Genomic DNA, 14,585 nt, shown 5'->3' with positions numbered 1-14,585 from the left:
AATTATTACTTCAACACAAGTGTACCTATACTAATGCAACCCACGCGCCTGATACTCACTGCTGCATCGCTCGTCGTGCTGCTCCTGATCGCCGGGATGGCCGGCGCGACAACCGTCCCCCCGGTGGCGGCGGACGGCGAGAAGACTGTCACGGTGACCGACGACTCCGGGAAGACCGTTCTCATCCGGGGCGAACCGCAGAGGATCGTCTCGCTCGCGCCGTCGAACACCGAGATCCTGTATGCCCTCGGGCTCGAGGACCGGATCGTTGCCGTCACCGAACGCTGCGACTACCCGCCGGCAACCGCGGATAAACCGAAGGTGGGCGGGTTTAGCACCGTCAATATCGAGAAGGTGATCGCTATGGAGCCCGACCTGGTCTTCGCCGCGCCCGCCAACACCGACGAAGTCATCGACCGCCTGCGATCGCTCGGGATGACCGTCGTCATCCTCGATACGCAGACGATCGACGGTGTCCTGCACGACATCGAACTTGCCGGAAGGGCGACCGGGCAGGAAGAAGAGGCCTCAACGCTCATCGAGGGACTGGGTGCGCGTATCGAGGCCGTTGCCGGGAAGGTGGACGGGAGACAGGCTGGAAGTCCGTCCGTCGCCCACGTCATCTGGCACGACCCGCTCTGGGTCAGCGGGAAGGGGACGTTCCAGGACGAGGTGATCACACTGGCCGGGGGAACCAACGCGTTCGGCGCGTTCGACGACTGGAGCATCGTCAGCCTCGAGGAGTTCATCACCGTGAACCCCGACTACATCCTGGTCAGTTCGGGCAGCGGCATGGACCGGGACGGGTATGACGCCATATACAACTACATCGTCAGCGAGCCCCGCCTGCAGAGGCTCGACGCGGTCAAAAACGACCGCATCTACGTCATCGACGCAGATGTCGTCAGCCGCGGGAGCCCGCGGATCGTGGATGCGCTGGAAGAAGTGGCAGATTACCTCCATCCGGAGACGTCCGGGACGGCTACCCCGGAGGCAACCGGGGCGGTCCAGTCGCCGGGGTTCGGCGCGATAACTCTCACCGGTGCGTTGTTCATCGTCTTCCTGCTTAGAACAAAGAAATAACGCAATAACGGCACATATTGCAGAACAGGGGCGGCGAGCGCCTCTGTATGCCGGTTACGTTCTTCGGGGCAAACTTAATGCGCGCGCCGCCAACCAGACCAATGGGTTCGGCGATAACACCCCACTTTTTTGACATTAAACCGCCTGATCAGGCCGGGAACAACCGGAAGCGGCGTACCGGCGTGTCAAACACCCGAGGAGCGGCCGACCAGAATACAAATAATTTTTAATTATTCCAAATCCATTTTGTAAAGTTTTATTACATTATAACAAGCACACTTGTACTTATGAAATTAAAGTGGTTTCCACTCATTATTGGAGTTATCATGCTCTCTCTCATGCTTGTTAGCGTGGTGAGTGCGTCTTATCCGATGTTCCACTACGACACGCAGCGGATGGGCTACATCCCGCAGGACGGGCCGCTGACAAACGCCACCCTCTGGGTAGCAGAGACCGCCGAATATGCCGACGGATCACCGGCGGTACATAACGGAAAGGTCTTCGTCCCGACCTGGCCGGATATGGACTTCACTGACAATGACCCGATGGGGCTTGTCTGCTATGATGCCGCCACCGGGACAGAGCTCTGGACGAACGAACTCGGCGGCACCTCTGTCGGTTCGGTCTCGGGCGTTGCCGTCGCTGACGGTCGGGTCTACCTCGGCGGAACCGACGGACGGCTCTACTGCATCGATGAAGAGACAGGGAAGACGTTCTGGGCGAGCGACCAGATCGACGCCACCGGCTATTTTGGGCTCTCGTCATCGCCCCTCATTTACGAAGGAACAGCCTACGCCCTCTCAGCTTCGGACGGCGTGCTGCACGCCTTCACGCCTGAAGGTATCGCGTCATGGTCTTTTCCCACCGGCGGTGCCGTCGGCTACTTCACCTCGCCTGCGGCCGCAGACGGGAAAGTTTTCGTCGCAGGAAACGAAAGCGACCTTTTCTGTATCGATACCACCACCCACACCGCCACGTGGAGCGTCGCCCTCCCGACCGCCGTGAAGTCGACACCGGCCATCGGCGATGGGAAGGTCTATGTGACGACGGCTGAGCGTCTCTACGCCCTCGATGGGAGCACGGGCGCTGAGGTCTGGAATGCGAGCCTCGGTGGGGCATCTTCGACGCCGGCCGTTGCAGGTGAAACCGTCATCGCAGGCTCTTCCGACGGCCTCCACGCCTACGACGCCGGGACCGGGACCCCACTCTGGAATTTCCCGAGTGCGCGGGTGGACGTCTCCCCGATCGTTGCCGGCAACCTCGTCTACGCCGCGACCAACGAAGAGACCGGCACCGCGTACGCGGTGGACACCGGAACAGGCGAAGAGGTCTGGTCATACACCATCGAAGCCCCGGGTGACGGCACGTTTGCCGCGTTCTTTGCCTCCTCGCCTGCAGTATCTGACGGCGTACTCTACATCGGCGCCGAGAACAACCGCTTTTACGCCTTCGGAGAAGGATCGGTATCGCCTACCCCAACGCCAACATCCACGCCAACATCCACGCCAACTCCAACGCCAACACCGGCACCCGGCTCCTGGAACGGGACCGTAATCCTGGCGGAAGAAACCTTCACGTTCACCCCCTCAAACAACGCCTCCGCCACCTACACGGTCAACCGCACCACAGACCTTGGGGCTCTCACGCTTGCGGCGCAGGCCGGCGGTTTCACCTTCAACGCCTCTGACGCCTGGTACGCATCCTACGGGTCGTTCATGCTCGAAGATATCGCCGGCATCGCAAACGAGGACTGGACACAGGAGAACGCACGGTTCTGGAGCATCTTCATCAACGGCGCGGCGGCACCCGCAGGGCTCGGGGCGAACACCCTCGCAGACGGTGACCGGCTCGCCTTCTACTACTGCCCCTCGGATCCGGACACGTATGCGCCGCTCATCGATCAGGCCGGGTATGTCGTCATCATCGACGTCAACGTCCGTGATTTCACGTGGGAGGGGGCGGTCAGCCTGACCGACGGTCAGACCTTCACTGTCACGCCGTTCAACAACGCAAGTGAGACTTACACCTTCAACCGGACTTCGGCGCTTGGTGCACTCGATGCAGCTGCGACAGCAGGCGGGTTTAATTACACCGTCCAGGAGACCACATGGGGGCCGTTCCTCTACTCCATCGGCGGTATCGCCTACAACGAGACCTCCTGGGACTCCTGGATCTACAGCGTCAACGGCGTCACCGCCGACGTCGGAGCGGCGGATTACCAGCTCACCGATGGGGGCGTCGTCACCTACTGGTACGGGGCGTGGGGATCGACACCCGATACCGCCGGAGCGGTGGTCAACATCACAGTATCCATCCCCGCAACACCGGCACCCACCCCGACGCCGGGAGGAGGGGGTGGTGGGGGCGATTCACCGCCCTCCCGGATCACCGTCACCCTCCAACCGGGTACGTTCAACATCACCGCAGAGAACAGCGGGAAAACCCACACGGTCAACCGGCAGACCGCACTGGGGGCCCTCGATGCAACGGGGATCGCCTATACCATCGACGACTCTTACTACCAGGAGTACGGATCGCTCTTCCTCAACTCCATCCGGGGCAGAGCGAGCGAGGGGATGAGAGGCTGGATGTACCAGGTGAACGGCGGAAGCCCCGCCGTCGGTGCAAACGCATATACGGTCACAAGCGGCGATGAAGTCGTCTTCTTCTGGAGCGAGAGTATGAGTTCGACCCCGGCGACATCACCGGACGTCGTCTCCATCAAGGTTGTGATCCCGGCATCTTCCGGCGGTTCCGACTCAGGTTCTTCAGGCGGAGGAGGTTCCGGTTCAGTGCCCTCTTCCACAACCGGAGAGCAGCCAAACAGCGGCGAAGATGGTTCTGCATCATTCATCTTCGGACTACCGGCCGGAGCGACTATCGAGATCGGGGAGTGGGGCCAGACATTCTCGATCAACACCGGTCCGGCCTCAGCAGGAGAGGAGGTCACCGTATCAGGAAATACCCTCACGATCAACCAGAGCGGCATCGTGCTGACCATCGCCGCAAAGAACATCGATGAGAAAGATGGCACGGCGAGTGGCCTCATCGAGAGCGTCACCGCAGCGATCACCCCGATCTCACGTGAGATCGAGGGCGTAGGGGTCGTAGCCGCGTCGCTGGACCTGAACCTCACCGGTATCCCGGCGGCTGACGGCAGGCTCGATATCGCCTTCAACGCCACCCCGGACGCAGCAGCAGGAAACGCTTTCACCCTTGCCGCGGCAGAGACCGGCGATGAGATCACTGCTCTTGCCTACACCATGACCGTTACGCGGACCAACCTGGAGAACGGTGAAGATATCGCCGGAGCGGTGATCCGAATGAGCGTAAGCCCGGAGTGGGTGGAAGAGCACGGCGGCGCGGATGCCGTCAGGATCGTCCGGTCTGCAGAGGACGGCACACACGAGATCCTGGAGACCCATCTTGCCGGGACCGACACAAACGGAAACTTGATCTTTGAGGCGACCTCGCCCGGTGGCCTCTCGACCTTTGGGCTGCTTGCGGTCAGGGCGGCACCCGAGGTGCAGGAGACCCCGGCGGTCACCGCTACCACTCCGGTCTCCGGCACACCCGCCGCAGCAGGAACACTTGCAGGCGCACCGCCGTCACTCTCATCACCATTCATCGCCGTCGGCGTGGGCGCGGCCCTGCTCATCGGAGCAGCATACCTCATCATCAGGTGGAGGAGAGAGCGATGAAGCGGATCGGTAGCATCCTGCTCATCCTCCTGCTCAGCATCGCCACCTGTAGCGCGGCGGCGGCCTACCCCTATGGAACGGACGACCCTGCCGTGCAGAGCGGGCTTGACTACATCAGGTCCTGTCAGCACGACGACGGTGGGTTTGCCGAGGCCGGGAGGAGCACAAATCCCGGCACTTCATGGTTTGCGGTGATGGCGATCGTCGCCGCCGGAGAGGACCCACACAACTGGAGGGTGAACGGCACATCGGCGATCGACTACTGGAGATCAGCCCCGGACGCCTCAAACCCCGAAGGTACAGCCGAACTCGGGAAGATGGTCACCCTCATCACGGCGGCAGGCGAGAACCCGCGCGCCTTTAACAACCACGACTACATCGCCGAACTCAAGGCACGCATGAAAGCCAACGGCCAGTTCGGCGACTTCACCTACACCACCTACTGGGCGATCTTCGGACTCGCCTCAGCCGGTGAAGACGTCTCGCTCCCTGTCGCCTGGCTGAAGAAGCAACAGAATGAAGACGGCGGCTACGGCTGGATGCCGGGCGCCGAAAGCGATTCCGACGACACTGCCGCCGCGATGATGGCCCTCGTCGCCGCAGGCGAACCGGCAGACACACCCGCCGTCACACAGGCGATCGATTACCTCAGGGTGCACCAGATGGATGACGGCGGTTTCAACTATGGTGGGTCCTCATCCTCGAACGCCGCCTCGGCGGCATGGGCGATCCAGGCGATCACCGCGGCCGGGGAAGACCCTGCAACATGGTCGAAGAACGGCAACGATCTGGTCTCAACGCTTGCAGACCTCCAGCAGCCCGACGGCTCGTTTTTCTGGACGACGTACACCGCCGACAACCCCTGCGGTATGACAGCGCGGGCGATCCCGGCTCTGCTCGGCAAGCCCTATCCGATCCTGCCCGGGCAGGCGACACCCGATATCTCGGCACCGGAACGATCTGCGACAGCAGCCCCTGAGACGACGGCGGTGCCGCAGACAGCCGTATCCACAACTGGTCCTGTAGAATGGCAGCCCATCACCATCACCGATGACTACGGCGAGAAGGTCAGGCTCGAGACGCTGCCGGTGCGCATCGTCTCCCTCGCCCCGGCCAACACCGAGATCCTCTTCGCCCTCGGTCTCGGAGACCGGGTGGTTGGCGTGACCGATTACTGCAACCATCCGGTGGAGGCAACGGCAAAACCGAAGGTCGGCGGGTATTCCACCGTGAATATCGAGCGCGTGGTGGCCGCACAGCCCGATCTGGTGGTGGCCGCTTTCGGGAACACAGAAGAGGTCGTCAATCGTCTCAGAGAACTCGGTCTGACCGTGATCGCCTTGAACCCGGACTCGGTCGAAGGGACACTCCACGATATCAGGCTCATCGGAAAGGCCACCGGCACAGAGACTGAGGCGGAGCGGCTGGCGGCATCGATGGAGGCACGGATCGACACCGTGAAGGAAAAAACGAAGGATGTGGCCGAACCCCCGACGGTCGTCCATGTCATCTGGTACGACCCGATCTGGATCAGCGGGAGCAACACCTTCCAGAACGAACTGATCACCCTTGCCGGCGGTGCCAACGCCTTTCCCGATCGGGAGGGCTGGCAGATCGTCACTCTGGAACGGTTCATCACCACCAACCCGGAGGTGATCATCGTCAACTCCGGAACCGGCATGGGCAACGAGGGTGTCGACCTCATCTACCGCTATTTCATGAACGAACCGCGTCTCAAAACCATGAAAGCGATCCAGCATAACCGTGTTTACATCATTGAGTCCGATATCATCGACCGGGGCGGGCCGCGCCTGGTCGACGCCCTCGAAGAGGTTGCTGCCGACATCCACCCGGACCTCTTTGATACGAAGACCAAACAAGAGATTCCTGTAGCCCAATCACCAGGTTTCGGCGTGATTTCGCTTGCATTTGCGTTCCTCGCCGTCCTCCTGATCCGGCTGAAGAGATAAGAAAGACTGATGCGGAATGCGGCGAAACCTCATCTTATCCATGCTCTTCGCAGTTATTGCGGTCAGCAGCCTTATATGCCCGGCCCCGGGGCAGGTGCTCTCCGGCGATCTGATCTGGCGGTCAGGAGTCGGTGATCGGATTGCGGCGGTGGCACTCTCGCCAGACGGCCTGTATGGTGCCGTCACCACAGAAAGGATGATCTACTTCTATGACCAGAACGGCACAGTGCTCTGGAGTTACCCGGTATCCGGTGGCAGGAGCGTGGCTGTATCCTCCGATGGAGAACGCATCGCGGCAGGAGGAGACCATCTCCTGCTGTTCGACCGGAAAGGCGATGTGATCTGGCGGTACAGGCCGGAATCCCGGATACAGGATCTGGCTATCGCAGCAGACGGGCGTACGATCTGTACCGGGGCAGATACCGGTCTTTTGGTCTTCTCCCTGGATGACGGACAGGCGACCGCCAACGTCTCCGGGTCGTTTGATGCGGGAGAGCCGATCAGGAGCGTATCGATCGATTCAGACGGAACCAACATCGTTGCCGGTGCCGATTCAGGGAACATATACTTCCTCGGTACAGAAGGGCGGCTTCTCTGGAACTATAAGACGGGCAGCAACGGCGTTCGGGTGGCTATCTCCCACGATGGTTCGACGATTGCTGCAGCATCATCCCAGCGAGCGGTATATCTCCTGAATCGAAACGGGCGGCTTCTCTGGAAGTCTTCGATGGCCGGGGCGATCACGGGCGTATCGATGTCTGGAGACGGATCGACACTTGTGCTGGCAGACGGGGGTATCTCCATGCTCAACCGGGCCGGAGAGATCGTGGGGGTGTATACGCCGGGAGAGGAGGAGCGTATTAGATCGGTTTCCACTCCAGCCGATACCACGCATCTCCTGGCCGGTGCGATAGACGGGACCGTATCGGCACTCAGGGTGCAACCAGAAACCACCCCTGCCGACACGCCCGACAACCCCTCGCCGGACACCCCTGTCACCGCCGAACCACCGCGACTATCCACTGCCTCCACTCAGGAGCAAACAACTCCGCAGCGGGGTACGGCACTCTCCCCGGCAACGCCGGTTACCGTGAGTGCATGCGTTGCCGCGCTGGCGTGGTGGCGCAGACAGAAACAGTAGTTGAGCACATGCCTGCAAAAAATACTATCGGCTGCTCCACCTGCTGCCTGATGGACCGGACGCTTGAGGAGGCGCTCGGTCTCATCTCCGGCCGCACGGGCCGTGCGGAGATCCTCTCCGACGGTCCCCACTCCCTCTTCCGGTTCGAGGAGGTCTGCCGTTCGTTCGATCTCCGCTACACCGTCCATGCACCGGTCGCCGATATCAACATCGCATCCGAGAACGAGCACCTCCGGAGAGCGGCTGTCAGGGTTCTTACGGATCTCGCAGGGGTCTGCGACCGGATCGGCGCTGAACGGCTGATCGTCCACCCGGGGCACGTCTGGGGAGAAGAGATGCGGCAGCCCGCACAGACCGCTCTCGACCGCTCGCTCGACGACCTCGCCGCAGTCCAGGAGGAAGTGAATGTCCGGTTCGCCGTCGAGAACATGGGGGCGTGGGAGATCTGCTTCTTCAGATCGCCGGAGTTCCTCGACCGCCTTGTCGACCGGAACCTCGGCTTCGCCCTCGACGTGGGGCATGCCCACGTAAATGGCAACCTGGCGTCCTTCCTTGAATGGGGAGAAGCAATCCACGTTCACCTGCACGACAACTGTAAAAGCCGCGACGACCACCTGGCCTGCGGCGACGGCAACATCGATTTTCACCGCGTGATGGCGGCCCTCCCGCCGGGCGTCACGAAGGTCGTCGAGCCGAACTCTTTCCAAGACTACGAACGAAGCCTCGAACACCTTGGGGGGGTCATTTCCCGGCCTTGTTGAAATGCTTCACACAACCCCCAGATAATACCCGGTTGCCGATAGAGGCTGGTGGTGTGACTTCACGCGAAGGACGCGAAGGAAGATCGTCAACACCCACACAGCCTTCGCGGCTTCGCGGCTTCGCGGCTTCGCGTGAGCCATGTATGGACAACTCAGGGAGAGGTTCGATCAGAGGTGGGATTTACTAAGGCCTATTTCTTGAACAATCACGGCGCGCGCCCGATCAGGTGCTCCACCGCCGCGCGGAACTCGCGAAACGGCTTCGAGACCTCCGGGCCGTCTGAACCCGGGTAGGCGTTTGCTCCCCGGACGACGGTGTTCTCCCGGTCCATCTCCAGCCGCAGGTGCCAGTAGGTGACGTCGCAGCAGGAGTGGGCGGAGACGTACTCCTGCTCCCACTCCCGGACGCCGAGCCGGTCGACGATCTCCCGGAACCGCGCCCATTCTTCCTCTGTGGGCGACGCCTCCATCACCACGCCGGAGTAGCCGCCCCCACTCGCCCACTCGTAGAGGAGTCGGCCGTCCACGAGCCTGACGTAGAGGGACGGCCCGACGCTCCCGCCGATGTAGAACTCGAACGCCTTCGGGGAGGCACCGCTATGCATACCCGATCATACGAGCAGCACGGCCAAATATCCTGCGACCAGAACGCCCATGCAGCAGACCCCGGCGACGTCGGCCCTGCCGGGAGCAAGGTCGCGCATCGGCGTCCGCGTCCCGGAGCGGTATCCGCGGAGATCGATGGTCAGCCCGAGGACGGTGGCTTTCCCGAGCGAGTTCGAGACCAGCGGGATGATGATGGGAAAGAGCCCCCGCACCTTTCCGGATATGCCGCTGCCCGGGTTGTATGCGCGGGCGAGCTGCGCCTCGTGGATCCGCTTCCCCTCGAGCTGCAGGCTCGGGATGAACCGGAGCGCGATCAGGAGCATGAGGGTGTAGTCGACCGGCACCCTGAGACGGTCCATGAGGTGGACGAGGTCGCGCGGCTGGGTCGATATGACCAGGAGCTGGAACGCAAAGAGCATCGCGGCGAACCGGAGCGACATCGCGAGCGCAAGGTCGATCGCCCCTACCGTGACGGGAAACGCCCCGCCTATGACCGGGACCGACTGCGGAACCAGGTAACCGACGATCTCCCCGCTCCTGATGGTGAGGATGGTGAGGGCAAGCAGACTCACCGCGAGCGAGAGGAGGAGGGGCACCTGCCGGAGGAGGTCGCGGCCGAGCCCGCTCGCTATCGCCACCGCCATGACCGCTCCGGCAAGGAGTGCGAGCATGACGATATCGCTCGTCAGCACCGCGAGGGCGACGACGACGACCACGAAGATCAGTTTGGTGAGCGGGTGGAGGCGGTGAAAGGCGCTCTCCCGGATGACATACTGCATAATCTCGGACATGGTTCCTCCTCAAATGTTTCGCTGTCGCGGACGACTTTTCCCTGTTCCATCCTGACGACGCGATCCGCAGACTCCTGCAGGAGATGCATATCGTGCGTCACCATGACGACCGTGTGACCCTCCTGACGCAGGCGGGCGAGAATCTCCATGATTCTTCCCGACTCGCGGGCATCAAGCCCGGTCGTGGGCTCATCGAGCACGATGACCTTCGGTCTCATGGCGATGACGCAGGCGATGGCCAGGCGCTGCCGTTCGCCCCGCGAGAGCGAGCGCGGGTAGGCCGTCTTGCGGTGGAGAAGGCCCACCTCGCGGAGGGCCGCGTCTATCGGCTCCCCCGAAGCACCGGGGTTGATGTTTCGTAGACCAAACGCCACCTCCTCCTCCACGGTCTCGGCAAAGAGCATGGTGTCCGGGTTCTGGAAGACGAGGCCCACGTGACGCGCGAGTTCTGCTATCGGGACGCTTCCGGCGTCGAGCCCGTCGACGGTGACGCTGCCTTCGGTCGGACGGAGCAGCCCGTTGAAGTGTTTGACGAGTGTCGTCTTCCCGGACCCGTTATCCCCGGCGACGGCTACGATCTCTCCGGGAGCGATCTCGATATCGAGGCCCCTGATGGCCTCGACCCCGTCATAGTGGTGGACAAGCCCCCGGACGGATATGACGGAGGGCGCTCCGCCTCGCGGGGTTGTCGCCGGTGCGGGAAGCCGGACGCTGCCGACCGTCGGGTGCTCCTGCATCATATCCACGGGAGTCCCGACCTCTGCGATCGCTCCGTCTTCGACGACGACCATCCTATCTGCAATGGCGGCAAGGTCGCCGATCTTCTGCTCGACGATGAGCACGGCGGTGCCCTCGCCGGAGAGCCGCCGGAGAAGGGTGGATACCGCCGCGGTCGCTTCCGCGTCAAGTTCGGCGGTGGGTTCGTCGAGGATCAGGACCTTCGTGCCGAGCGCGATGGTCGCAGCGAGGGCGACCCGCTGCTTCTGCCCCCCGGAGAGGGTGTGCGGGGCACGCTCCGCGAGGTCGGCGATCCCGGTCGCCTCCATCACCTCCCGGAGCCTCTGCTCCATCTCCTCCCGGGAGAGGCCGAGGTTCTCGAGCCCGGATGCGACCTCCTCCTCGACGGTCGTGAAGATGAGCTGGGCATCGGCGTCGTCGAAGACCACCCCGACATCTCTCCCGATCTCGCCCATGTCCCGGTAGTCCCGGACGTCCTTTCCAAGGATGGCGACCGCACCCTCAAGCGCGCCGCCGTACTCATGGTAAAGGATGCCGGACGCCGCAAGGCAGAGCGTCGTCTTGCCCGCCCCGGTCGGGCCGGTGACGAAGACGATCTCGCCCTTCCCGATCTCAAGATCGATCCCGCTCAGGGCCGGCGCCTCCGACCCCGGGTAGGTGTAGGAGACCCCCCGAAGGGAGAGGGCGGCCTCGCGATCGGTCTCAGGGTTCATCGACCGGCCTCGCACTCCGTCCCGGGACAGTCTGCCGGGCTCCCCGCATCAGTGCCCGCGATGCGGGTATCTCGAGCGCCTGCGCGACGACGGCGTTGACCGCCGCCGTGATGAGGACGATCGGCACCGTGACCGCGAGGAACGCCTCGAGGGTTCCGAACCTGCCGAGCACCGTCGGGGCCACGGCAAGGAGCGCGATGAGGATGAACGAGAACCCGCTCGCGAAGGTGGCCAGAAGCGTCGTCACGGCCGGGGCAAGGGCGAACCGGTCTCTCAGCACCAGGTAGACCCCGAGGCAGACGACCGCGCCGATGGGTTCGCTGATGAGGTTTGCGGGCGGGAAGATCGAGTGGCTGAGGAGCGCACAGACGATGCCCGCCACGACGCCGATCCCGAGCGCCTCACGGAACGTGGGCACGACGAGGATGATGGCGAGGCTATAGAAGGCGATCACGAGGTTCGATACGATGGGGCCGGGGATCAGGAGCGACATGTACCTGATGATGGCCCCTATGGCAAGGAGTATGCCAACGATTGCAATATCTCTTGATTTCATGATATCAGTCTTTGAAGTATGGGGTTCGACGGGCGATCCGGGTTGAGTATGGGGAGATATCAGTATGGACGCCAACGTGGCTGAGGGAGAGGCCAGAAAAGTCCTCCAGGAGCGTTCCCGGAAGCAACGGACGGGGTGGATGGCCCACGAGATTCGGTAAACATCTTTGTACAAAATAGTGCATTGTTGGATATATATGTTCCGCCGACCCGGGTCGGATCACCGCCGAACGAGAACCGCCACCGCCAGAAGCACCGCGCTGCACGCTGCAAGGGCGGAAACTGGCGCCGCCGTCGTGGGGATAGTTTCAGGAGTCGCCATCGGCATTTCCGGGGACTCCGATTCCGCAGGTGCCGGGGTGGCCAGAACAACAGTCCCGGTTGCCGGGGCCGGCGGCGACGAACCGAGGGTGATGGGGAGGGTCGTATATCCGTGACCGGAGAGGTTCCGGCGGTCTACGGGCGCGTCCACGGCGTAGACGGTGTACGTCCCGGGGTCAAGCCCGGCCTCACCCGTCCTCCAGCGGTAGGTCCAGCGGTCGTCGGCACCGACCGGCACCCTCGTGAAACTCCCCGGGTTCCCGGAACGGACAGCCGTATGCGGATTATCAAGTCGCCCGCCGGCGGGCGGGAGGTTCGGGCCGGTCACGAAGAGGTAGACGGTATCGCTTCCCGTGCTCGTCCCTGCGAGTAGAACCTCGCTTCCGGGATAGACCGTGACGGCAGAGACGGCCGGAATGAAGGCGAGCGCGACAAGGAGGAGAGCCATGAGAACCGGAGTTCGGTCGGGCATTCTATTCACCTCCCCGAGGTCGACCGGAGAGACGATGAACCTGATCCCTTCACCGGGGGACGGCACGCCTGCCGGCGGCATACGCCTCCACGAGGCGCCGGGTGCCTGCCTTCACCACACCGCCACCGGGCTTGAAGCGGGCTCCGTCGAGGGTGGCAAGGATCGCTCCGATGGCTGCTCCATGCAGCCGCCCGTAGCCTCCCTCGAGCACCAGTGCGAGAGGTGCAGGGCTCGCGTCCACGAGCATCCCCGCCAGGGTTCCGAAGTCGTCCGGCTCAAGGAGCATCGAGCCGAGCGGATCACCGACGAGCGCGTCCTGGCCTGCCGAGACCAGGACGACGTCCGGGTCGAACCGCCGGAGCATCGGAACGAAGATCTCGCGAAAGACCAGGGCGTAGTCGGCGCCGGTCGAGCCGGGTTCGAGGGGCGCGTTGACGGTATACCCGACGCCCGGGCCGGCGCCCTGCTCCTCCGGCCACCCGGTGCCGGGGAAGAGCCCCGCCTGGTGGACCGAGCAGAAGAGCACCCGGTCGCTCCCGTAAAAGATCGCCTCCGTCCCGTTACCGTGGTGCAGGTCCCAGTCCACGACCGCCACCCGGTCGACCTCGCGGAGCGCCCGTGCCGCCGCGACGGCGACGTTGTTGAAGAGGCAGAACCCCATCGCCCGATCGGGGCCGGCATGGTGCCCCGGCGGGCGGACGAGAGCGAAGCAGTGCTCCCCTGAAAGCGCCCGCTCCACCGCCTGCCATGCAGCCCCCGCCGCATAGAGAGCCGCGTCGAAAGAACGGGAGGTGACGTAGGTGTCCGGGTCAAGGTAACGGGCACGGCCCGGCAGGCACTCCCGGCAGAACGAACGGACTTCCTCGATATGCCGCCGGGTATGCACCAGCGCCAGGTCGTCCGGCGTCGCCTGTTCCGGGGCGATGCGGCGGACACCGACCGGCACCCCCGCGAGAGCGGCATCGAGGCGTGCCTGCGACTCGGGGTGGCCGGGCGCGTCGTGGCCGGCAAAGAGGTCCCCCGTCACGACCGAACAGGGCATGACGATCGATGGGGTTGACGGCGCGGGATATGAATCTTATCGATGAGCGGCGGGAGGCAACCCTTCTGCAGAAGGTATTTTGAAGGATGGGATGGAATGATCGCATGAGAAGAGTAAACCTTGAGCGCCCGTAGAGAGAACGCGCCATCGGGAGAAGAGAACAAACCGGAGGAACGAGATGCCAAGAGTATCAAAGATCGAGATGCTACGGAAGCGAGAGCAACCCACCCTATCCATCCGCACCAGAGCAAACGTCGAAGATCTGCCCATGCTGATCGGTGAGGGATACTGCAGAATAGCCGAACACCTGGAGGAACTGCGGGAGATGCTCTCAGACGTCCCCTATGTGGCGTATCACAACATGGACATGCAGGATCTCGACGTCGAGATCGGATTTCCAGTACTGAGAGCATTGCCGGGGAAGGGAGATATCCAGTCAGGCGCTATCGGGGAAGGCAACGTCGTCTTCTGCATGTACCGCGGCCCCTACAGGGACATGGCCTCGACATACGGCGAGATGGCGGGCTGGATAGAGAAGAACGCTCTTACGCCCACCGGCACCGTCTACGAGTGCTATTACAACGGACCGGAGTGTCCAGAGAGCGAACTGCTGACGATGATCGTCATGCCGGTGCGCTAACCCTCCCGGGTACGCCATGCTGCCGCCGATACCTCCCGGCCGACCCGGGTG

At 63.0% G+C, this 14,585-nt stretch carries 12 protein-coding genes; 6 read left to right on the top strand and 6 right to left on the bottom strand.

Going from position 1 to position 14,585, the window contains the following annotated elements; all coding sequences use genetic code 11:
- Window positions 1-33: 33 nt before the first annotated feature.
- From FKB36_RS03025 to FKB36_RS03005, 5 genes are all read left to right on the top strand, one after another.
- Window positions 34-1,083, top strand: coding sequence for an ABC transporter substrate-binding protein (locus tag FKB36_RS03025; protein ID WP_261596542.1), 1,050 nt, complete (start codon window positions 34-36; stop codon window positions 1,081-1,083).
- 326 nt (window positions 1,084-1,409) lie between these two features.
- A complete protein-coding gene (locus FKB36_RS03020) occupies window positions 1,410-4,784 on the top strand; it encodes an outer membrane protein assembly factor BamB family protein (RefSeq protein ID WP_261596541.1) in 3,375 nt (1,124 codons plus the stop codon).
- A complete protein-coding gene (locus FKB36_RS03015; RefSeq protein ID WP_261596540.1) occupies window positions 4,781-6,754 on the top strand; it encodes a helical backbone metal receptor in 1,974 nt (657 codons plus the stop codon). Before FKB36_RS03020 ends, FKB36_RS03015 begins: the two co-directional genes overlap by 4 nt.
- Window positions 6,755-6,770: 16 nt before the next feature.
- Window positions 6,771-7,895: a WD40 repeat domain-containing protein gene (locus FKB36_RS03010; protein WP_261596539.1), complete on the top strand. Its 1,125-nt coding sequence runs from the start codon at window positions 6,771-6,773 to the stop codon at window positions 7,893-7,895.
- An 8-nt stretch (window positions 7,896-7,903) separates the two neighbouring features.
- Complete coding sequence (locus FKB36_RS03005; protein ID WP_261596538.1) at window positions 7,904-8,656, top strand: sugar phosphate isomerase/epimerase family protein; 753 nt, start codon at window positions 7,904-7,906, stop codon at window positions 8,654-8,656.
- A 206-nt stretch (window positions 8,657-8,862) separates the two neighbouring features.
- Here the strand turns inward: FKB36_RS03005 and FKB36_RS03000 are convergent, their stop codons facing one another.
- The 6 genes from FKB36_RS03000 to FKB36_RS02975 form a co-directional block, all read right to left on the bottom strand.
- Entirely contained in the window at window positions 8,863-9,261 is a 399-nt protein-coding gene (locus FKB36_RS03000; protein WP_261596537.1) for a hypothetical protein, read from the bottom strand.
- Between the two features lie 6 nt (window positions 9,262-9,267).
- Entirely contained in the window at window positions 9,268-10,053 is a 786-nt protein-coding gene (locus FKB36_RS02995) for an energy-coupling factor transporter transmembrane component T family protein (protein ID WP_261596536.1), read from the bottom strand.
- Window positions 9,984-11,504 (bottom strand): ABC transporter ATP-binding protein, encoded by a 1,521-nt coding sequence (locus FKB36_RS02990; RefSeq protein ID WP_261596535.1) that lies wholly within the window; start codon window positions 11,502-11,504, stop codon window positions 9,984-9,986. The genes FKB36_RS02995 and FKB36_RS02990 overlap by 70 nt, the downstream gene beginning before the upstream one ends.
- Window positions 11,494-12,060, bottom strand: coding sequence for a hypothetical protein (locus FKB36_RS02985; RefSeq protein ID WP_261596534.1), 567 nt, complete (start codon window positions 12,058-12,060; stop codon window positions 11,494-11,496). The genes FKB36_RS02990 and FKB36_RS02985 overlap by 11 nt, the downstream gene beginning before the upstream one ends.
- Window positions 12,061-12,279: 219 nt before the next feature.
- A complete protein-coding gene (locus tag FKB36_RS02980) occupies window positions 12,280-12,852 on the bottom strand; it encodes a hypothetical protein (protein WP_261596533.1) in 573 nt (190 codons plus the stop codon).
- Window positions 12,853-12,901: 49 nt separating this feature from the next.
- Window positions 12,902-13,894, bottom strand: coding sequence for a histone deacetylase family protein (locus FKB36_RS02975; RefSeq protein WP_261596532.1), 993 nt, complete (start codon window positions 13,892-13,894; stop codon window positions 12,902-12,904).
- A 178-nt stretch (window positions 13,895-14,072) separates the two neighbouring features.
- Between FKB36_RS02975 and FKB36_RS02970 the strand changes: the two genes are divergently transcribed.
- A complete protein-coding gene (locus tag FKB36_RS02970; RefSeq protein WP_261596531.1) occupies window positions 14,073-14,534 on the top strand; it encodes a GyrI-like domain-containing protein in 462 nt (153 codons plus the stop codon).
- Window positions 14,535-14,585: the final 51 nt, after the last annotated feature.

Origin of the sequence: Methanoculleus formosensis (genome assembly GCF_025384765.1) — an archaeon.
Taxonomy (GTDB): Archaea; Halobacteriota; Methanomicrobia; order Methanomicrobiales; family Methanoculleaceae; genus Methanoculleus; species Methanoculleus formosensis.
This window is presented reverse-complemented; position numbering and strand designations above follow the sequence as displayed.